The sequence below is a fragment of the Desulfotomaculum sp. genome (assembly GCF_982386235.1).
In genome coordinates this window covers 36,907-56,825 of sequence record NZ_CEVWQM010000019.1, presented here as the reverse complement: position 1 = coordinate 56,825, position 19,919 = coordinate 36,907, and the positions used below count along the sequence as shown (strand labels likewise).

The window sequence follows — 19,919 nt, the reverse complement described above, 5'->3', positions numbered from 1 at the left end:
AGGGCTTTACTTATCCCTAATCATAAGTATAAGATTTTAAGGAGGATCGTATAAAAAAGCACGGCTCGCACATAGGGGTACACCCTTAAGTCATGACCGAAAGGTCACGGCAAGCGAGCCAAGCTTTTCTAATAGGCAAAAATTTTAAAAACTACCGTTGAAAATAAGACAATTAATAGGGTCGGTACAAATAAAGGGCGGTACGACTTTATAAAATCAGCCTTAAAATATTCAACAGTCAAAATAAAGCAAAGGTGCACAGGGGATAACATGACGCCCGAAACACCAGCCACATAGGCCAGCATGACATAGCTGGCGGATGGTTCAACCAAAGCCATGACCAGCGGAAAGGATACCCCGATACAAGCCTGCACCAAGCCTGTCAAAATGCCAATAAGAAGCGGCAAAAGGATTAAGGCAGCAATTGGGTGGATACCGATATTGTTAAAGGCAGAACTTACTTGCTCCACAGCACCGGACACCTCTAGTACATCCTTAAAGGCCATGGTACCCCAGGTAAGAAAAACGATACGCAGGGTAAGGGGCTCAAGCAATGTTTGCCACACGGACCGTAGTGAATATTTTTTTTGAATAATTAGGAGCAGTAAAACAATGGTCAAGGAGAGGGCGATTTGAACATGCAACAAGACAAGCATTACTGTGACCCAGAGGGGCCAGGTCAAGGAACCTATTTTTAAAAGATTAGCAAATACCCGATTGGTCTTTGAACAGGCGGGGTCTGACGGATCATCCTTTGCCTGACCAATATGAAAAACGTACCAATATCCTAGGATGGCAAATACTATCGAAAAAGGCCATTGCCACATTAAGATGGCAGAGAGGGAGATACCTGAAATATGGGCGGACAAAAGTAACCCGGGATATAAGGGTAAAGAGAATTCCCACATATGCCTAAACCAATAATTAATGAAAACTCTTTTTTCCGGTGTAAAAGATCGATTTCGTGTTGCTTGGTCCACCAGGGGTGCTGAAAACCTAGCTCCTCCGGCAGAAGGCAATAGACCAATAATTGCTGGGATGGATACAATCAGCAGGCGGGGGTTCCAGGGAAGTTCAAAGATAGAATCGGTCATGGTGCGAAGCATACCCGTTTGTCGCATGACTGATTCCAAAATCATAATTAATACAAGTGAAAGAATAAGTCCCATGGTAGAAGGATCGAGAAGTGTTAGGAACAATTGCTGGGAGGTAACAAGGGGGTTTAAACCAAAGAAAGTCCCTAGCACGAATGTGGCTGCCATCATTGTGGCGCCAAGACCTACTTTTTTACGAAGTAAAACAATAATCAAAAAGAAAACCAGAAAGACTTTAATAAGAGGTGACATTCTGCTAACTCCCTCTATCGAAGCATTTTTTTATCAAGGATGGCTACATGGGCTAAAATCTTGGCCACGGCCTCATATAGTTCCGGCGGTATTTCTGTACCCAGACCCAATTCGGTGAGGGTATGGGCCAGGGTTTCATCACGGTAAAGTGGAATATTGTGTTCCTCAGCAAGTCGCTCAATGGCTTTGGCCAGATCGCCCTTGCCAACAGCAACTACCTTCGGTGCCTGATCTTCACCAGGGTTATAACGAAGGGCGGCAGCCACCGCTTCTTTTTTTTCTTTCATTGCTTACACCTGCACATTCAATAAAAGATACCCTTCACTGGCGGCAAAATCCGGATCAATATCGGCAATACCTCGAATACCCGATTGTATTCGGCAAGAAACAATAACGTTCTGATAGCCGGCTTCTGATAAATCTTGTTGTAGCTCTAAAGAACTATTTCGAAATAGTTCAGCGGTGCTATTGCTTTCCGTAATGCACTGGACCGATAATAGATTTGGCTGAGTTGACAGGGTAAACCATAAAGGCCCCAGGGTATCCGTATTGATTTGGAAAATTAACTTATATTGGCCATTCGCGTCCGTTTTAGCAGCGAGATCTTTGATCTTTAAGTAGAAATGGGCATTCTCATAAACAGGACTACGTAGGGGCAGCGGTACATAGGATAATTGATCCTGGCGGTCCACTGTGTGGGTTGGTTCCGGTGTATTCACTTTTGGCGTACGATGAACCTTTGCTGCTTCTCTAGCCTCGGCAGCAATACTTTGATCCATGGTAAAGGGTCTTTGCTGTGTTTTATCAACCTGTTTGCCGGGAGTTACGCGCATGTTTTCGGAAGCTTTGAACAGGGTGGACATGATCCGGTCTATCATAAAAACCCCCCCTTTATAGACTACCTTCGACATTGTTAAATATGTTCCTTCCAGCCGGGTCCCAGAGGCAGGACTTTTCCCTTTACACACGAACATTAATGCGAGGTGATTTTATGGAAGTATTCGCTATTTTTGCATCATCCTTTGTACTCGCTTTTTCTGGGGCGATGATGCCGGGACCTCTATTAACCGTAACCATTACGGAAAGTGCCAGACGGGGATTTATAGCTGGCCCGCTGCTCATTTTGGGGCATGCCTTATTGGAACTGTTATTGGTAGTGGCACTATTATTAGGGTTAGCTTCTGTATTGACCAATCCTCAGGTGGGTTCAACCATCGCCGTTGTGGGTGGAATTTTTTTGTTTTATATGGGATGGGGTATGGCACGGGACGCTCACCAGGGTAAAATCAAACTGGAGTTACCGAAGGTTGAAGGCAGTACGAGCGAACCGGAAAGTAAAAAGGTGAGGTTGCATCCCGTAGCTGCTGGTATCTTTGTCAGCCTATCCAATCCCTATTGGTCGCTTTGGTGGGCCACCTTGGGCTTAGGATATATTACCCTATCACTGAAAGAAGGGACAGCCGGTCTGGTTTCTTTTTTCACAGGACATATTTTAGCTGATTTTATTTGGTACAGTTTAATTGCCGGAGCCGTGGTAGCAGGGAGAAAATTTCTTAGTCAAAGGATTTACCAGAGAGTATTGGTGTTGTGTGGTCTATTTTTAATAGGCCTGGGCGGCTTATTTGTCTATCGGGGATTTTCCGGTATTGCATAAAAATATCTTCCTTATAAAAGGAATACTATCAATATCCTATGTTCGGGAGGGGTTTTGATGACCGTTGTATTTTGTGGTATTATGCCTCATCCCCCCATTGCCTTGCCTGAGGTAGGGGGAGTGGAATCAGATGTTATTATGGCCACCCGTAAGGCTATGTCAGAACTGGGGCAAAGGATTAAAGCAAGTGGGGCCGAAACGCTGGTCATGATATCGCCCCATGCCACTGTCTTTGGTGATGCGATAGCAATAAATGCAAGTCCCCAAACAAGGGGTAATTTTGCAGCCTTTGGTGCAGTCCAGGTAGCCCTTCGTTATCAATATGACCAGGAGATGGGTAGTGAAATAGGCGGGCAGGCCCAAGATTTGGGCCTGCCCGTGGCTGAGGTTGATCCAAAACTAGCGGCGAAGCTTGGTATCCATTTGGATTTGGATCATGGTTTTCTGGTGCCTCTTTATTACCTGGAAAAGGCAGGTGTTCACCTACCCTTGGTGCCCTGTTCCATGGGGGTTTTTGCACCAGATAAATTATATCGTTTTGGGGTTGCTGTCAAAAGGGCCGCGGAGGCCAATGAAACCAAAGTAGCGGTGATTGCCAGTGGGGATTTATCCCATCGACTAACACCAGATGCACCAGCAGGTTATGATGAAAAAGGGATCGTATTTGACCAGGCCATGGTCTCCTTGATCAAGGCCATGGACGTAGCTGGTTTGTTAAACCTGGAAGAAGATCTTTGTGAACGGGCCGGGGAGTGCGGGCTAAGGCCCATTGCGATGATGCTGGGTGCCCTGGAGGGCTTGGCAGTTAACAGTGAGGTTTTATCCTACGAAGGCCCCTTCGGTGTGGGCTATATGATCGCCTCTTTGACACCCCTGGGTCCTGATTCTGCCAGGGAAATGTTAGAAACCTTACAGCAAAATCAGAAGAAGAAACTGGAAAAGATGCGCAGTCAAGAGGGTTATTTAGTCCGGGTGGCCCGGCAAAGCTTGGAAAGCTACCTCAAGGGGCAGTGGCAGGATCCAGCCGGCTATGAAATACCAAAGGAATTTGCCGGAGCAGCGGGGGTCTTTGTGTCTTTTAAAAAGGGTGGCAACCTCAGGGGTTGTATTGGCACAACGGCACCGACCAGACCAAGTATGATCCAGGAGGTAGCTTACAATGCTGTCAGTGCAGGGACCCAAGACCCTCGTTTTTACCCTGTTCGATTGGATGAACTGGATGAATTAAGTGTTTCGATCGATGTTCTTATGCCACCGGAGGCGATTGATGATCTGACACAGTTGGATGTTAAAAAGTACGGCGTAATCGTGCGCAAGGGCACCAGAAGTGGCCTGCTGTTACCTGATTTAGAAGGAGTGGATACCCCGCAACAACAGGTGGACATTGCTAAGCAAAAGGCTGGCATTAGCCCGGCGGAAGAGGTAGAGTTGGAGAGATTTGAGGTTATCCGATATAAATAGGTATCACTGGGAGTGTTTTTCCTATGCATGAAGCGATGTTTTATCAGCCAAAGGAAAAGGGGCTGCTATTTTGTGAGCTGTGTCCGAAGGGGTGCAGCATTCGGGAAGGACATAAAGGGTTTTGTCGAGTCAGAGAAAATCAGAAGGGTGTACTATACACCTTGAATTACGGCAAGGTATCCTCCTATGCCTTGGACCCCATGGAAAAAAAGCCCCTTTATCACTTTTATCCAGGGACCCTGATCCTCTCCCTGGGTACAGTGGGCTGTAATTTACGCTGTGGTTTTTGTCAGAACTGGCAGATTGCCCATGGCGATCCCCGGACCCTAAATGTAACGCCCGAGGAAGCAGTGGCACTGGCCTTGGAGCAAAGGGCCAAGGGCTTACCCTGTACCGGGCTGGCCTATACCTATTCAGAACCCTTTATGTGGTATGAATACGTTTATGATACCTCCCGACTGGCCAGGGAAGCCGGCTTAAAGAATGTTATGGTTACCAACGGCTACGTCAGGGAAGAGCCACTGAAAAAGCTGCTGCCCTATCTTGATGCCATGAACATTGATGTGAAGGGTTTTACCGATGGATATTATCGGGAAAACTGTGTGGGTCAGCTAGGGCCGGTTAAGCGAACCGTGGAAATCGCCCAGGAAAAGTGTCATGTGGAGTTAACGACCCTACTGGTACCGGGTTTAAATGATTCTCCCGAAGAGATTGCCGAATTGGTGGACTGGGTAGCCAGCCTAAACCCAGCGATCCCGGTACACTTTTCCCGCTACTTTCCCAATTATAAATTTGACCTGCCCCCCACTCCCCTGGCAATCCTGCGGCAGGCCCAGGAGATAGCCCAAAAGAAATTGAAGCATGTGCATCTGGGGAATGTTTAAACTGGGTCAAGTCGGATGCCGTTAAGGCTGTGAATGGAGTATGGACAAGTTCGAAAGGGAAAGGATATACTAACAGGATACCAAATAATTTCATGTTATTATAAAAATGTAAGTTTCGATTATGTTGCGTTAGAGCTTCTGGCTGATTGGATTAATTTCTACTGTATAATTTGGGGCTTTTTTGCTTGTCATAAGGAATTTAATTCATTTAGGCTGTCCCCCGGATTTTATTATCTGTAAAGAAACTTACCGATTAGGAGTGATGATATGGTACTGACAGACGATGAGATGAGTTTTTTAACCGAGAACGGTTCAGAAATAAAATATCCCAAGGGACAGATTATTTTTTCAGAAGGTCAAAAGGTAAATGAAATTTATTTTATAAAAAGTGGTTTAGTTAAAATTTACCGTACCACAGCAGACGGCCGTCAGGTGTCTGTGGGACTGCGTTATGCGGGAGATTTTATTGGCTGTGCTGAGATATTTAGTAATTATACGGAGCGGGAATACAGTGCGGAGGCCATGGGTAAAGTATCCATCCTAATTGTTTGGAAGGATAGTTTTAAAAAGATGCTCGCCGAAAGACCCCAATTTTCTGAGAAGATCCTGGAGTTGATGAGTACTCGGTTAAGAGAAGCGCAAAATACCCTTTACGATTTTATCATGAATCCCATCCAAGGAAGACTGGCTATTCTTTTATTAAGTATGGCACAACGTGCAGGCGTTGAGGGCGAAGATGATATTATACCTGTGCGGTTGCGGGTTACCCAGGAGGAATTGGCCTGTGTGATTGGTTCGGCCAGGCAAACCATATCCTCTCTGCTGAACATGTTTAGGGAAGATGGCAGCATCCTATATAAAGGCAGAGAAATCATAGGGATAAATACCAAAAAGCTCAAATCATGGATTCAGGAATAACGAGAATTAAACTTATAATCAAAACAACAACCCATCCGACAAATTTATGGTCAGCCAAACGACCATAAATTTGTCGGATGGGTTGTTGTTTTTTGTCATATAAATGACGGGCAAGTGTCCGACGTTGGATTTAAAGTATCGGCAGGCATTGTTAAAATATTCACATAAGCGAAGCGTTAAAGGAGTGATTAAATCAATTTGGGCATAATTAATAAGTATACGATTGGGAGGGAATGAGCGTGTCAAAGAGTTCTTTAAAACCAGAAGTACAGACGAGTGAAGTAACGAAAAAATCGAATGCATCAGGCAAGAAAAACTTTACACTACCAGGGTTCCTTTTTTCGTGGATCGTTTTTGGTGCGATTCTAACAATGGTTCCCACTTCGGAAAGTCTTACTGCGGGTGGCCGTGCGGCCATGGCTGTTATGGGTTGGGCTACGGTGATATGGTTAACCAATGGATTACCACTGGCGATTTCAGGTCTAATGATACCCGTTTTATTAAACCTTACCGGCGCAAGTCCAAAAATCCCAGAAGCCTTTAGTGGCTTTACGAATAATGTTGCCTTCCTTATTCTAGGTTGTTTTATTATGGCAGCTGTTATGCAAACCACCGGCTTAGATAGACGGATAGCGCTGGGTATTGTTTCTAAAGTTAAGCCCACAGTAGGAAGTGTTTTGAAGGGGATCATGGGGGCCCATCTTGTGACCGCAGTACTTGTCCCTGCTACCAATGCCAGGGGGGCACTTTTCCTGCCGATTATACAAGGGTTAAATGGTTTGTTTGAAAAAACCGGCGAAGGTGCTAGGGCTAGAAAGGTGTTTACCATGGTGGGTATTGGCTTTGCCGCCTTAGCATCCGGAACGATCCTGCTGCATAGTCACATGTCGAACGTTATTGTGGCGCAAACCATTAACCAAGCCGTAAACGAGGATATTATTACTTGGGGTACCTGGGCTTGGATGAACTGGCCGCTGTTAGGTATTTTGGTAATCTTATATTACTGGGTTAACTGGGTAATGAAAACCAAGAATATTGAAGTTCCTGGTGGTATCACGGAAATTAAAAGCCAAAAAGAGTCATTGGGTAAAATGACCACCACCGAATGGATTGTTTTAGTCACCTTTAGTATTGCGATTTGTTTATGGGCAACGGAACAAATTCACGGCTATAAAATGGCAGTGGTTGCTCTAGTGGCGGTAATGGTGCTCTTCATTCCTGGTTTTACGAACCTTTCTTGGAAAACCGTGCAGTCCAATACGATCTTTGGTACCTGGTTGTTACTCTGTGGTTCCCTATCACTGGTAGCTGCCTTTGGCAGTACCGGGGTAGACAATTGGCTGGCCTCTCATTTAGTTGGTATAGCACCGGCTTGGGGTTGGATTGGTGTTAGTATCTTCATCTGTGTGGTCGTACAAATTCTCCGACTTGGCATTGTGAGTAACGTAGCGGCTGTAACCCTGTTGGCACCCATTGTAGCGGCAATGGCCCCCATGCTTGAATTAAACACAGTGGCCTTTACGATGATGGTGTTAAATGTTGATAGTTACGCCTTTGTATTGCCGATCTCTGTAACTGCTTGCCTGATAGCCTATGGTACCGAGGAATTTACCTTTGCTGAATTTGTTAAAGTAGGTGCTCCCTTTACCTTAATGGTGATTCTATATATGGTCTTTGTCATGTTGCCTTGGTATGCAGTAACCGGTTATCCCATTTGGAAACCGATGTAATCAAGAATAAGGAGGAACGATAGATGCCTAGAGCGAGTTTACCAAAAGCAGTTGATAATATCGAAGAGGTTCGCATTGATACAGATATTTTGATTATCGGTGCAGGAAATGCTGGGTGTTTTGCCGGCATTGAGGCAAAACGTCAAAATCCGGATTTGAAAGTTACATTAATGGAAAAAGCACACATCGATCGCAGCGGTTGTCTGGCCGGTGGGATGGATGCCATCAACACCTATATTAAAAAGGATCGTACCATCGAAGATTTTGTCCGTTGGAGTCGTTCCCAGGCGGGTGGCTTACTGCGCGAAGATTTGACGATTTCGATGGCAGAGGTTTTAAACAAGCCCATTGAGGAATGGGAAGAGTGGGGTATGCCCATTAAATACGAAGAAGACGGCGAGGAATACAAAACCAGAGGCAAATGGGACATCACCATTAGTGGTTCCGAAATGAAAGTGATTCTGGCTGAAAAAACCCGTGAATGTGGCTGTGAAATTATTAACCGTGTGGTAGCAACGAACTACCTAATGGATGGCAATAAAGTGATTGGTGCCATCGGATTTGGGGTAAGGGATGGCAAAGTATATATCATTCGAGCCAAAGCAACCATCATTGCCACCGGTGGGGCCGCTGGTCTATACAAGCCTTATCAAAACGATGGAAATGACAGTCACCACCAGCTCTGGTATGCCCCCTTTAACGTAGGCACCGGTTTTGCACTGGGTATCCGCCAGGGTGCGGAAATGACCACCTTTGAAATGCGTTGGTGTGCTACCAGAACGAAAGATTTTAATGGCCCGATCGATACCATATCCGTTGGTTATAAAACTCCCATGATTAACTGTAAGGGTGAGCAAATTTTAAAAACGCGCTACGCGCATCTTGGCGGAGACGCTGCCCCTCGCTTTATTCGGGCTGGTTTGCCCATGGATGAGTGGCGTGAAGGTCGAGGCCCTTGCTATGTAGATACTACCCACATGACCCCGGATCAAATTTATGATATGAAATACGATTATCTAAATGAACGTCCTAGCTATGTGTTGTTTTTAGCCAGCCGAGCACAGGATTTAAGCAAGGAGCCCATTGAAATCTATGGATCGGACCCTTACATTGTGGGCGGCCATACGGCAAGTGGCTATTGGGTTGATGTCAAGAGAGCAACGACTTTACCCGGTCTGTATGCCTGTGGCGATGTAGCCGGTGGTACGCCAAATAAATTTGTAGGTGGCTGCGCTGCTGAAGGGCTACTATCTGCTAGGGCTGCGGTTGAATATGTGTCGGGTGTGGAGTTTGGTAATCTTGATGAGGAAAAAATTGCGAAAGAGAAAGAAAGGGTCTTTGCACCGGGTTTCCGCCATATTACGGTGGGGGATGGCGTTAAACCAAGAGAAATGGAAGAAAGACTGCAACGTCTGATGGATGAGTATGCCGGTGGGGTGCATCAGTTCTTTAGAATGAACAAAGAAGGTCTGGAATATGCTCTGCGCCATATCAAAATCTTGAAGGACCAAGTGAAGTATCTGTCCGCTGTGGATTTGCATGAACTGATGGAAGCACATGAAATCATCGATCGTTTAGATGTAGCCCAAGTCCTGGTGCATCACCTGATGTACCGTGAAGAAACCAGATGGCCGGGTTGGCAGAACCGTGCGGATTTTCCGGAAAAAAATGACGAAAAATTTGATTGCTTTGTAAATTCCCGGTTCAATCCCGAAACAGGGGAAGTAGAAATGTTTACTCGCCCCTATGAGCAAATTATCCCGGGTGATCGTTTAAAAGCATAAAGATAGGAGGTTAAAGAAATGCCGCCAGTAGTAAATCAAGAGAAATGCAAAGGTTGCGGAAAATGTGAAGAAATCTGTCCAGGCGATTTAATGGAATTAAACGAAGAGAATAAGGCGTTTTGCAGGGCCGGAAGAGATTGTTGGGACTGCATGGCCTGTGTCAAGGCCTGCCAATGTGGCGCCATCGAAACAAGAATACCCTATCAATTGGGCTATTATCCCGCTAAACTGATTCCTAAAATGAGGGAAAAAGAAATTGAGTGGACCTGTATCGATATCAATGGTAAAGTGGACAAGTTCCTGGTAAGGACCCACAATAAGTAAAAATTTTGGGGTCAGGCTGCAATGCTGCAAGCCTGACCCCTTTTTGCTTTGATCTGGAAAGGTTTAATCGGATTCCGGTTTGTAGTAGGCAGGCAGTAGGAACTCAGCATATTCCGCCCATTTCGCACCGTGGGGTTTTTCTTCCGGGTGTTTCACTGCGACGATGATTTGGCAGAGATCATCCAGGAAGGTATTGATCATATCCACCACCGGGATGCGGGAGGTATCTGGAAAAATAAAATAGGCTACCCCAAGGACTTCCCCATTCTCTTGGTTAATTTGATAGTGTATGGAAGAATGAGACACAAGGTTTTCATCGATACCGGCCGTCATGTTGTTAATCAGGCGCTGCAGTGTCGATTGGTCGGCGGCAGTCAGGATATCTTCCGACACAAGGTAGTTCATACCTTTTATAAAGATTTCACGAATAATTTTTTGATCGTAAACCAGGCTGTTTTCAGCTTCCCCTTGGAAGACCAGTGGGCCAAGTTGTTCATGGCCGAAAGTTAACGTTTTCAATTCGAAACCCTCCCGTTGTTGCTTTTCACTTTAACACCATTGTACCGTAATTAAGCACTTTTTTGCCAGTTTATATTTATTAGGTGCCTTTTGTGCAAAAATAACGATAAAGGTATTGTTTTTTATGCAATCAAATGTATAATTATTAATATTAAATAATAAATAAACGTTACAACATAAACACATAATGATTTATGCATAACATGATCGGAGGGATTAATGATGATTAAGGTTGGAGTGGTAGGTGCCACTGGTTATGCAGGGGCGGAACTTGTGCGGTTGCTTTCTCGTCATCCGCAGGTGGAATTGGCCATACTTACTTCCCAAACCTATGCGGGGAAACAAATGTGGGAAGTGTTTCCTCATTTGTATGGGATTGTAGATAAAACCTTAGAGGAATTAAATATTCCAAAGCTGGTTTCCCAGTGTGATGTGATTTTTACAGCATTGCCCCATGGGCATGCCATGCCTTTGGCACTGGAGGTTATGGCCCAGGGCAAAAAGCTTATCGATTTGGGAGCGGATTTTCGCTTAAAAGAGGTAGCGGTATATCAATCCTGGTATAAAACAGAACATACCGCCCAACCGTTATTAGCCTCTGCGGTTTATGGTTTACCGGAGTTATACCGAAAGCAAATTAAGGAAAGTGCGATTATTGCTAACCCTGGTTGCTACCCAACCAGTGTCATATTGGGTTTGGCACCCCTACTCAGCAATCGGCTGATTGATCCAGAAACCCTGATCATTGACGCCAAATCCGGGGTATCCGGGGCTGGCCGGGGCTTAAGTCTAAAAACACATTTTTCTGAGACCACCAATAACTTTCAGGCCTATGGGGTTGCCACTCACCGACATACACCGGAAATTGAACAGGAGCTTAGTCTATTAGCTGGGCATGAGGTCACGGTTAGTTTTACTCCCCATCTTACACCGATGATTCGGGGTATTCTTAGCACCATTTATGCAAAACTAACCACAAGCATCACCACAGAAGAACTAACCAAAATATATCAGCAGTTTTATGGGGGTGAAAGATTTATCAGGGTACTGCCCGCAGGAATGTATCCTGAAACCAAGGCAGTTGCCGGCTCAAATCACTGTGATCTTTCGGTTACGGTGGACCCCCGGACCAAGCGGGTTATTGTTTTGGCGGCCATCGATAATTTGATAAAAGGTGCCGCAGGTCAGGCAGTTCAAAATTTCAATGTAATGTATAATCTACCAGAAGATACAGGCCTGGATTTTGCCGGCATGTATCCATAGGAGGAAAAGGACGATGACGGAAGCAGTTCATTATAAAGAGGTAACAGGCGGGGTTACCGCTGCCAAGGGGTTTTTAGCCAGTGGGGTGGTTGCCGGCTTAAAGAAGGATCATAAATTAGACTTGGCTGCTATTTATTCTGAAGTACCAGCCAGTGTGGCCGGGGTCTATACCACCAATTTGGTGCAGGCCGCCCCGTTGGAACTAACCAGGCAGAGGGTAGCGGGCGGCACGGCACAGGCGGTGATTATCAATGCAGGAAACGCCAATGCCTGCACCGGAGAGCGGGGATTGCCAGATGCCAAGGAAATGACGAGGTCGTTAGCGGTGGCGCTGGATCTACCAGAAGAGTATGTCCTGGTGGCATCCACTGGCGTTATCGGGGTGCCGCTGCCGCTGGATAAGGTGATCAAAGCGGTGCCTCAGGCAACCTCTATCCTGAGCAAAGAGGGTCATAGCCTGGCCCGGCAAGCGATTATGACGACCGATTTAATAGCCAAGGAATATGCTCTGGCCATACCAATGGGAGAGCAGGTTATTACCATTGGCGGCATGGCCAAGGGTTCTGGCATGATCCACCCCAATATGGCCACCATGCTTTGTTTTATCACCACCGATGCGGTTATTAGCAGTGAAGTACTGCAAACAGCCCTCAAAGGGGCGGTGGATCAGTCCTTTAATATGATCACCGTAGATGGGGATACCAGCACCAATGACATGGTTTTGACACTGGCCAATGGTCAGGCTGGCAACCCAGAAATTCAGATCGGTTCTAAGGAATTCGACCTGTTCTATCAAGGGCTTTTAGAGGTATGTACGGCCCTGGCGAAAAAGATTGCCCGGGATGGAGAAGGTGCCACCCGCTTAATTGAGGTAAAGGTAACGGGTGCCCCTTCCTTAGCTGACGCAAGATTGGCAGCCCGTTCGGTGGCCGGATCGAACCTATTTAAGGCAGCGGTCTTTGGCAAAGATGCCAATTGGGGCCGCATCCTTTGTGCAGTGGGTTATTCCGGGGCAAAATTTGAACCTACCCGAACGGATATTTTTCTGGGGGATGTTCCTGTATCAAAGGACGGCGGGGCCATACCCTTTGACGAAGACCTGGCAGCCCAGGCATTGGAGCAAGACCCTGTTACCGTTACGGTAAACCTAAAATCCGGTGATGAATCAGCCACTGCCTGGGGCTGTGACTTAACCTATGATTATGTGAGGATCAATGGTAGTTATCGGACTTAAGCCATGAGCCACGGCACACGGACCGCTGTTTTTGCACCAAGGGTTTGTTACCTTTTGGTCTTGGAAGTTAAGAAAAGGAGATTTTAAAATGTTAAGTGCACTGGAGAAGGCCGGCATCCTGGTGGAGGCCTTACCTTATATAAAGAAATTTTATGGTAAAACCGTCGTTATTAAATACGGCGGTCATGCCATGATTAATGCAGATTTAAAACAGGCTGTGATGACAGACCTGGTTCTGATGAAGTTTGTTGGTATTAACCCAGTGGTAGTACATGGCGGTGGTCCGGAAATAACGGGCATGTTAAATCGATTGGGTATCGAGTCTCATTTTATTAGTGGCCTCAGGGTGACCGATGCACCGACCATGGAAGTGGTGGAAATGGTACTGGGTAAACTAAACAAAGAAATTGTTGCCCTGATTAACCGCACCGGGGGACGGGGCATTGGTTTGTCCGGTAAGGATGCCAACTTAGTGTTAGCTAGTAAAAAATATAGCAAAGACCAACAGGACATAGGTTTTGTGGGTGAAGTGACAGGAATTAACCCTAAGTTGCTGGAAACGGTTATTCAAGAAGGCTATATCCCGGTTGTTTCCCCTGTTGGCATTGGTGCTGACGGAGAAACCTATAACATCAACGCGGATACGATGGCAGGTGCCATTGCGACTTCATTAAAGGCGGATAAATTGATCATTTTAACAGATGTTGAGGGTATTTTAGAAGATTACCAGAACAAGGAATCCCTCATCTCCACCGTTAAGCTGGGAGATGTAAAAACGTTAATCCAACGGGGCGTCATTCAAGGCGGCATGATTCCCAAAATTGAGTGTTGCATGGATGCCATAGAGGGTGGTGTATCGACCACTCATATTTTGGATGGTCGAGTACCCCATTCGATCCTATTGGAGGTATTTACGGACAAGGGTGTTGGGACCATGGTGGTAGCTGATTAAAAAGGGGTGTCAAGGATGAATAATCAAGAAATACTGGCAATGGGTCAGCAATATGTAATGAATACCTACGGTCGTTTGCCCATGGCTCTGGTCAAGGGTGAAGGAGCCTGGGTTTGGGATGCAGAGGGCCGGCAATATTTAGACTTTGTCAGTGGCATTGCCGTAAACTCCCTGGGGCATGCCCATCCAAGGGTGGTAGAAGCCATCACCAAGCAGGCCCACGCCCTGCTGCATTGCTCCAACCTTTACTGGATTGAACCCCAGGTAAAACTGGCTAAAATTTTGGTGGAAAATTCCTGTGCGGATAAAGCGTTTTTCTGTAACAGTGGGGCAGAGGCGAATGAAGGGGCTATCAAACTGGCGCGAAAGTATGCCTATCAAAACCATGGCCCGGAAAAATATGAAATTATTACGGCTGTTAACTCTTTCCACGGTCGGACCCTGGCAACCATTACCGCCACAGGCCAGCCTAAATATCAAAAGGGCTTTGCACCCCTGCCAGAGGGCTTTACCTATGTTCCCTTTAATGACTTGGAGGCATTGACAAAGGCCATCGGGCCCCACACCTGTGCAGTGATGTTGGAACCAGTACAGGGGGAAGGCGGTGTTGTTCCGGCAGACCCGGCCTACCTCACGGGGGTAAAAAGACTTTGCGAAGAAAAGGGCTTGCTGTTGATTTTTGATGAGGTTCAGACTGGTTTGGGTCGTGCCGGGAAATTTTTAGCTTATCAGCATTATGGCGTAGAACCGGATATCATCACCCTGGCGAAGGCTTTGGGGGGAGGGTTCCCCATTGGGGCCATGTTGGCCAAAGATCATGTGGCCAAGGCATTTCAACCGGGTGACCATGCCAGCACCTTTGGCGGCAACCCCTTAGCTTCCAGCGCAGCCCTAGCCGCGATGGAAACACTGCTGCAAGGGGGTGTGCTGGAAAATGCCCAAGTTGTTGGAGAATACTTTAAAGACAAACTAACTGAACTGATCGGCCAATTTTCCTTTGTCAAAGAAGTTCGGGGAATGGGCCTAATACTTGGCCTGGAACTTACCATAGAAGGCAAGGACATTGTTGCCCGCTGCCTGGAGCAAGGACTGTTAATAAACTGCACCAACGTGAATGTCCTGCGCTTCCTCCCCCCCTTGATCATTAATCGAGACGAAGTGGATCAAGCCCTTGAGATACTAAAAAAAGCCATGGCCTAGGTTGATTGCCAATGGAAAACACGAACCGATAAAAGCTAAAAGACCGGACAAGTGTGCTGGCACCATTGCTAAATAAATCGAGTCGTAGGAACGGTCTTGACCGTTCCGTTGTGGTATTATCCGAAGCGAGAGAACGAGAGTGAAAAGTAAATTGTGAGGTTATGAAGTATGGAGAAAATAAGCAATGCATTAAAGGGCAGGGATCTTTTGACTCTGCATGATTATACTGCCGATGAAGTTAACTTGATTTTGGCAGAAGCCAAGAAGATAAAGGCCATGCAAAAGGCAGGCATCCCTCATCCCTATCTGCAGGGTAAAACCTTGGCGATGATTTTCCAGAAAAGCTCTACCCGTACGAGGGTTAGCTTTGAGGTGGGAATGTATCAATTGGGTGGATACCCGCTATTCCTAAGTCCTAAGGATATACAAATGGGTCGTGGGGAGTCTGTGGCAGATACCGCAAGGGTATTAGCCCGGATGGTTGATGGCATCATGATTCGTACCTATGCCCAGAGTGAAGTGGAGGAACTGGCCGAATATGCAGATATACCTGTAATCAACGGACTGACAGATTCATTCCACCCCTGCCAAATTTTATCGGATCTATTGACCATTCAAGAACATAAAGGCAAACTAAAGGGATTGAAACTGGCCTATGTGGGAGACGGCAATAACATTGCCCATTCACTGCTGTTTGGCTGTGCCAAGGTGGGTATGAACATCAGCGTAGCTTCACCGGAGGGCTACCAACCCAATGCCCAGATTTTACAGTTGGCCATACAGGATGCCCAGGCAACCGATGCAAAAATTGAAGTAGGCAATGATCCGGTGGCAGCCATGCGGGATGCCGATGTGGTGATTACCGATGTCTGGGCCAGCATGGGTCAGGAGACCGAGCAAAGGGAAAGGGAAAAGGCCTTTGCATCTTACCAAGTAAACACGGACCTGTGCTCCCTGGCCAAGCCGGATTTTATTTTCCTGCATTGCCTACCAGCCCACCGCGGGGAAGAAGTGACCGCAGATATCATTGATGGTCCCCATTCAGTGGTTTGGGACGAGGCAGAGAATCGCCTGCACGCCCAAAAGGCCGTGATGGCCCTGTTGATGCAAAGCTAATTTAGCCTTAGGTCCTGGCTCATGTCTTATGGTCAGTCAGCCGTGGGCTAGGTTATTTTCATCCGTGTTAGGTCACGGCTGTTACTCTGTTACACATTTCAAAGGTTACAAATATTTAGATGTTGGTAGGAATATAAAATAATTTGTCGAAAAGAATATGCAAAAAGCTTATTTGAAAGGGGTTCTTTTGACAATGCCAAAGGTTGTATTGGCTTATTCAGGTGGTTTGGATACCTCTGTTATTATAGCCTGGCTAAAGGAAAACTATGGTTATGAGGTAATTGCTGTTACCGCAGATCTTGGACAAGGGGAAGAACTGGCTCCCCTGGAGGAAAAGGCGATTAAGAGCGGGGCCAGCAAAATATATATTGAGGATTTGCGCCAGGAATTTGTTGAAGACTACATTTGGCCCACCCTCAAGGCCGGCGCTATTTATGAAGGAAAATACTTGCTGGGCACTTCCTTTGCCCGGCCGCTGATTGCTAAAAAGCTTGTGGAAATTGCCGAGAAGGAGGGTGCTGTGGCTGTTGCCCATGGTGCCACCGGCAAGGGCAATGATCAGGTTCGTTTTGAACTTGGGGTTAAGGCTTTGGCCCCACATCTGAAAGTGATTGCCCCCTGGCGGGAATGGGACATCCGTTCCCGTGAAGATGCCATCGATTATGCCGAAGCCAGGGGCATTCCAGTACCTGTAACCAAGAAAAGTATTTACAGCAGGGACCGCAACATTTGGCATATCAGCCATGAGGGCGGGGAATTGGAAAGTCCAGCCAATGCTGCTTCTTATGATATGCTGATGCTCACTGTTCCGCCGGAACAGGCACCAGACCAGCCCACCTACGTAGAAATTGGTTTTGAAAAGGGCAGCCCTGTTTCTATCAATGGTGAACAGCTAGACAGCATTAGCCTACTCGAAAAGCTAAATGTTATAGGCGGTGCCAATGGTATTGGCATTGTCGATATGGTGGAAAACCGTCTGGTCGGGATGAAGTCCCGGGGCGTTTATGAAACCCCTGGCGGAGCAATTTTGGTCTATGCCCATAGAGAAATGGAACTATTAACACTGGACAGAGCGACCCTGCATTATAAAGAGCAGCTTGCTTTACGCTATGCGGAGTTGGTATATGATGGCGTTTGGTTTGCTCCCCTAAGGGAAGCCTTGGATGCCTTTGTGGACAGCACCCAGCGTACAGTGACGGGTACGGTCAAGCTAAAACTGTATAAAGGGAACATCATGCCTGCCGGAACCACTTCTCCCTACTCCCTATATGATGAAGAACTTTCCACCTTTGGTCGGGATGAAGTGTACAACCAGGCTGACGCCGAGGGCTTTATCAACCTCTTTGGTCTTCCCCTAAAGGTACGGGCCATGATGGAGAAAAAAGCAGGACTTAGATAACAAGTGAGAGGTGGGAGGTTGGCAGTGGGAATTTAATCTCACCCTAACCTCTCATTTCTCATGTCTATCGTTAAACGATCTAAGTAAGAAATAATAAAAAATAAGAGAAAACATACAGAGGATGTGTAAAGCGATGAAACTCTGGGGTGGTCGTTTTCAAAAGACTACGGATCGGTTGGTGGAGGATTTTCATTCCTCCATTTCTTTTGACCAAAGACTATACAAGCAAGATATCCGTGGCAGTATCGCCCATGCCACCATGTTGGGCAAGGTGGGAGTTATAACCGAAGAGGAAGCAAAGCAAATTGTTACGGGGTTAAGACAGGTTCTGGATGAAATAGAGCAGGGAAAAGTGGAGTTTGATATTGCTGCTGAAGATATACATATGAATGTGGAGCAACTTCTAACGGACAAGATTGGGGCAGTGGGTAAAAAACTGCATACTGCCCGCAGTAGAAACGACCAGGTGGCTGTGGATGTAAGGATGTACCTGAAAGACGAAATGAATGAAATTCAGGCACTTCTAAAAGACCTGGTGGAAACCCTATTAAATCTGGCGGAACAACACACCCTTACCGTTATGCCTGGTTATACCCACCTGCAGCGGGCCCAACCCATTACCCTGGCCCATCATTTGGTGGCTTACACCCAGATGTTTATGCGGGATATGGAGAGGCTGGCAGACTGTTATAAACGTACCGATGTGCTGCCCTTGGGCTCCGGTGCCCTGGCTGGGACAACCTTTCCCTTGGATCGGGAGTACACAGCCGAGTTATTGGGTTTTGCCCAGGTTAGTGATAACTCCCTGGATGCCGTCAGTGACAGAGATTTTGCGGTGGAATTTTGTGCCGCCGCTTCGCTAATTATGATGCACCTTAGCCGTTTTTGCGAAGAGATTATTCTCTGGGCCACCGGGGAATTTGCCTTTATTGATTTAGATGATGCTTACAGCACCGGGTCCAGCATTATGCCCCAAAAGAAAAACCCTGACGTAGCCGAACTTATTCGTGGTAAAACCGGCCGCGTTTATGGCAGTCTAATCGGGTTATTAACCATGCTTAAAGGCTTGCCCATGGCCTACAATAAGGACATGCAGGAGGATAAAGAGGCCCTTTTTGCTGCCGTTGATACCGTCAAAGGTTGTCTCTTGGTCTTCCGTCCCATGATTGCCACGATGACGGTACATAAAGAAAACATGGCCAAGGCAGCCCGCGGTGGTTTTACCAATGCCACCGATGTTGCGGATTACCTGGCCAAAAAAGGAGTGCCCTTCCGGGAGGCCCATGAGATTGTCGGTAGGGCGGTATTTTATTGTCTACAGCAAGGCAAGGCCTTGGAAGAACTAACCATGGAAGAGTACAAAGAATTATCCCAGGTTTTTGATCCGGATGTTTACGCTGCCATTGGTGTAGAATACTGTGCCGCAGCCCGGAAAGTCCGGGGCGGTCCAGCACCAGAGGCGGTAAAGCAAGCCATTGCCAGGACGAGGGAAAGGCTGGTTAGCCGTTAATGGTTAGCGATTGGCCGCCCACGACCCATGCCACGGCCAAAATGCCCCTTGACAGAAACAAAGTTTGAAAATATACTATAAATGTATTCCATAAGCAAACAGCTTTGATAGGGATTGGAAATCTGGAACAGGGCTAAAGAGAGCCGGATTAGGTGAAAGCCGGTGCCAATGACAGGTTAACTTATCACCCTGGAGCTGCCTCCCCGAAAACATTGGTTAGTAGGTGGGGCCGGGTTAAGGAACCCGTTAACAAATCCGCACAAAGCAAGATACTGTGATGATGTGCAAAGTGGCTCTATTGAGCAATCAGGGTGGTACCGCGGAAGGATTTACCTCTCGTCCCTGGCGTTATGCCAGGGACGAGGGGTTTTTTAGTTTACGCACAACCTTGATTAAATTTTACCCGATCTTAAAGATTTATTTCTTGACAGTTGTCAACTAAGTTATTATACTTGTTAATAATTCATATTTAACAGCTGAGATCGGGATAACAGTCTGAAACAGGGCCAAAGAGAGCCGGGTTAGGTGGGAGCCGGTGCCAAATGCCAGGCTGTGTCACCCAGGAGCTGCCCCCGTGAAAGGTCTACGAGTAATTGGGGCCGGGAGTAGAACCCGTTACAAAACG

Annotated in this window: 18 protein-coding genes and 1 other annotated feature; of the genes, 14 read left to right on the top strand and 4 right to left on the bottom strand. The window is 46.7% G+C overall.

All coding sequences use genetic code 11. The annotated features are described in order from the left end of the window. Positions 1 to 128 precede the first annotated feature (128 nt). The 3 genes from AC1U9Z_RS12140 to fliK are packed head-to-tail and all read right to left on the bottom strand — an operon-like array spanning position 129 to position 2,224. Positions 129 to 1,346, bottom strand: a complete 1,218-nt coding sequence (locus AC1U9Z_RS12140; RefSeq protein ID WP_479957557.1) for a DUF401 family protein — start codon at positions 1,344 to 1,346, stop codon at positions 129 to 131. Between the two features lie 14 nt (positions 1,347 to 1,360). After that, entirely contained in the window at positions 1,361 to 1,633 is a 273-nt protein-coding gene (locus tag AC1U9Z_RS12135; RefSeq protein WP_479957555.1) for an EscU/YscU/HrcU family type III secretion system export apparatus switch protein, read from the bottom strand. Positions 1,634 to 1,636: 3 nt separating this feature from the next. Continuing rightward, entirely contained in the window at positions 1,637 to 2,224 is a 588-nt protein-coding gene (fliK, locus tag AC1U9Z_RS12130) for a flagellar hook-length control protein FliK (protein WP_479957553.1), read from the bottom strand. Positions 2,225 to 2,337: 113 nt separating this feature from the next. On the opposite strand from fliK, the gene AC1U9Z_RS12125 reads away from it, so the two are divergent. The 7 genes from AC1U9Z_RS12125 (at position 2,338) to AC1U9Z_RS12095 (ending at position 10,101) form a co-directional block, all read left to right on the top strand. Continuing rightward, positions 2,338 to 3,000, top strand: coding sequence for a LysE family transporter (locus AC1U9Z_RS12125; protein ID WP_479957551.1), 663 nt, complete (start codon positions 2,338 to 2,340; stop codon positions 2,998 to 3,000). A 57-nt stretch (positions 3,001 to 3,057) separates the two neighbouring features. Beyond that, positions 3,058 to 4,461 carry an AmmeMemoRadiSam system protein A gene (gene amrA, locus AC1U9Z_RS12120; RefSeq protein WP_479957549.1) on the top strand — a complete coding sequence of 468 codons (1,404 nt, stop codon included), beginning with the start codon at positions 3,058 to 3,060 and terminating at the stop codon, positions 4,459 to 4,461. Positions 4,462 to 4,484: 23 nt separating this feature from the next. Beyond that, the gene (amrS, locus tag AC1U9Z_RS12115) at positions 4,485 to 5,345 is read left to right on the top strand and encodes an AmmeMemoRadiSam system radical SAM enzyme (RefSeq protein ID WP_479957547.1); all 861 of its coding nucleotides are present in this window, start codon (positions 4,485 to 4,487) and stop codon (positions 5,343 to 5,345) included. A 267-nt stretch (positions 5,346 to 5,612) separates the two neighbouring features. After that, positions 5,613 to 6,263: a Crp/Fnr family transcriptional regulator gene (locus AC1U9Z_RS12110; RefSeq protein WP_479957545.1), complete on the top strand. Its 651-nt coding sequence runs from the start codon at positions 5,613 to 5,615 to the stop codon at positions 6,261 to 6,263. A 239-nt stretch (positions 6,264 to 6,502) separates the two neighbouring features. After that, positions 6,503 to 7,993: an SLC13 family permease gene (locus AC1U9Z_RS12105; RefSeq protein WP_479957543.1), complete on the top strand. Its 1,491-nt coding sequence runs from the start codon at positions 6,503 to 6,505 to the stop codon at positions 7,991 to 7,993. Positions 7,994 to 8,016: 23 nt separating this feature from the next. After that, positions 8,017 to 9,777, top strand: a complete 1,761-nt coding sequence (locus AC1U9Z_RS12100) for an adenylyl-sulfate reductase subunit alpha (RefSeq protein WP_479957541.1) — start codon at positions 8,017 to 8,019, stop codon at positions 9,775 to 9,777. Between the two features lie 18 nt (positions 9,778 to 9,795). After that, a complete protein-coding gene (locus AC1U9Z_RS12095) occupies positions 9,796 to 10,101 on the top strand; it encodes a 4Fe-4S binding protein (protein WP_479957539.1) in 306 nt (101 codons plus the stop codon). A gap of 63 nt (positions 10,102 to 10,164) precedes the next feature. Here AC1U9Z_RS12095 and AC1U9Z_RS12090 read toward each other — a convergent pair whose 3' ends face one another. After that, on the bottom strand, positions 10,165 to 10,620 hold the full coding sequence (locus AC1U9Z_RS12090; protein WP_479957537.1) for a hypothetical protein: 456 nt from the start codon (positions 10,618 to 10,620) through the stop codon (positions 10,165 to 10,167). A 222-nt stretch (positions 10,621 to 10,842) separates the two neighbouring features. On the opposite strand from AC1U9Z_RS12090, the gene argC reads away from it, so the two are divergent. The 7 genes from argC to argH all read left to right on the top strand — a co-directional run bounded on the left by argC (position 10,843) and on the right by argH (position 19,294). Continuing rightward, positions 10,843 to 11,883 (top strand): N-acetyl-gamma-glutamyl-phosphate reductase, encoded by a 1,041-nt coding sequence (argC, locus tag AC1U9Z_RS12085; RefSeq protein ID WP_479957535.1) that lies wholly within the window; start codon positions 10,843 to 10,845, stop codon positions 11,881 to 11,883. A gap of 13 nt (positions 11,884 to 11,896) precedes the next feature. Beyond that, a complete protein-coding gene (gene argJ, locus AC1U9Z_RS12080; RefSeq protein ID WP_479957533.1) occupies positions 11,897 to 13,117 on the top strand; it encodes a bifunctional glutamate N-acetyltransferase/amino-acid acetyltransferase ArgJ in 1,221 nt (406 codons plus the stop codon). 88 nt (positions 13,118 to 13,205) lie between these two features. Next, positions 13,206 to 14,069 (top strand): acetylglutamate kinase, encoded by an 864-nt coding sequence (gene argB, locus AC1U9Z_RS12075; protein WP_333532119.1) that lies wholly within the window; start codon positions 13,206 to 13,208, stop codon positions 14,067 to 14,069. Between the two features lie 15 nt (positions 14,070 to 14,084). Continuing rightward, positions 14,085 to 15,269, top strand: a complete 1,185-nt coding sequence (locus tag AC1U9Z_RS12070) for an acetylornithine transaminase (protein ID WP_479957531.1) — start codon at positions 14,085 to 14,087, stop codon at positions 15,267 to 15,269. A 168-nt stretch (positions 15,270 to 15,437) separates the two neighbouring features. After that, positions 15,438 to 16,385 carry an ornithine carbamoyltransferase gene (argF, locus tag AC1U9Z_RS12065; RefSeq protein WP_479957529.1) on the top strand — a complete coding sequence of 316 codons (948 nt, stop codon included), beginning with the start codon at positions 15,438 to 15,440 and terminating at the stop codon, positions 16,383 to 16,385. Between the two features lie 193 nt (positions 16,386 to 16,578). Then, entirely contained in the window at positions 16,579 to 17,784 is a 1,206-nt protein-coding gene (locus AC1U9Z_RS12060; protein ID WP_479957527.1) for an argininosuccinate synthase, read from the top strand. A gap of 133 nt (positions 17,785 to 17,917) precedes the next feature. Then, positions 17,918 to 19,294 carry an argininosuccinate lyase gene (argH, locus tag AC1U9Z_RS12055; protein ID WP_479957525.1) on the top strand — a complete coding sequence of 459 codons (1,377 nt, stop codon included), beginning with the start codon at positions 17,918 to 17,920 and terminating at the stop codon, positions 19,292 to 19,294. A 95-nt stretch (positions 19,295 to 19,389) separates the two neighbouring features. Continuing rightward, positions 19,390 to 19,641: a binding site (T-box leader), on the top strand. Positions 19,642 to 19,919 lie beyond the last annotated feature (278 nt).

Bases quoted from the DNA above. Each gene is read 5' to 3' on its own strand.
- AC1U9Z_RS12140 (WP_479957557.1), bottom strand. From the start codon at position 1,346: ATGTCACCTCTTATTAAAGTCTTTCTGGTTTTCTTTTTGATTATTGTT.
- AC1U9Z_RS12135 (WP_479957555.1), bottom strand. From the start codon at position 1,633: ATGAAAGAAAAAAAAGAAGCGGTGGCTGCCGCCCTTCGTTATAACCCT.
- fliK (WP_479957553.1), bottom strand. From the start codon at position 2,224: ATGATAGACCGGATCATGTCCACCCTGTTCAAAGCTTCCGAAAACATG.
- AC1U9Z_RS12125 (WP_479957551.1), top strand. From the start codon at position 2,338: ATGGAAGTATTCGCTATTTTTGCATCATCCTTTGTACTCGCTTTTTCT.
- amrA (WP_479957549.1), top strand. From the start codon at position 3,058: ATGACCGTTGTATTTTGTGGTATTATGCCTCATCCCCCCATTGCCTTG.
- amrS (WP_479957547.1), top strand. From the start codon at position 4,485: ATGCATGAAGCGATGTTTTATCAGCCAAAGGAAAAGGGGCTGCTATTT.
- AC1U9Z_RS12110 (WP_479957545.1), top strand. From the start codon at position 5,613: ATGGTACTGACAGACGATGAGATGAGTTTTTTAACCGAGAACGGTTCA.
- AC1U9Z_RS12100 (WP_479957541.1), top strand. From the start codon at position 8,017: ATGCCTAGAGCGAGTTTACCAAAAGCAGTTGATAATATCGAAGAGGTT.
- AC1U9Z_RS12095 (WP_479957539.1), top strand. From the start codon at position 9,796: ATGCCGCCAGTAGTAAATCAAGAGAAATGCAAAGGTTGCGGAAAATGT.
- argC (WP_479957535.1), top strand. From the start codon at position 10,843: ATGATTAAGGTTGGAGTGGTAGGTGCCACTGGTTATGCAGGGGCGGAA.
- argJ (WP_479957533.1), top strand. From the start codon at position 11,897: ATGACGGAAGCAGTTCATTATAAAGAGGTAACAGGCGGGGTTACCGCT.
- argB (WP_333532119.1), top strand. From the start codon at position 13,206: ATGTTAAGTGCACTGGAGAAGGCCGGCATCCTGGTGGAGGCCTTACCT.
- AC1U9Z_RS12070 (WP_479957531.1), top strand. From the start codon at position 14,085: ATGAATAATCAAGAAATACTGGCAATGGGTCAGCAATATGTAATGAAT.
- argF (WP_479957529.1), top strand. From the start codon at position 15,438: ATGGAGAAAATAAGCAATGCATTAAAGGGCAGGGATCTTTTGACTCTG.
- AC1U9Z_RS12060 (WP_479957527.1), top strand. From the start codon at position 16,579: ATGCCAAAGGTTGTATTGGCTTATTCAGGTGGTTTGGATACCTCTGTT.
- argH (WP_479957525.1), top strand. From the start codon at position 17,918: ATGAAACTCTGGGGTGGTCGTTTTCAAAAGACTACGGATCGGTTGGTG.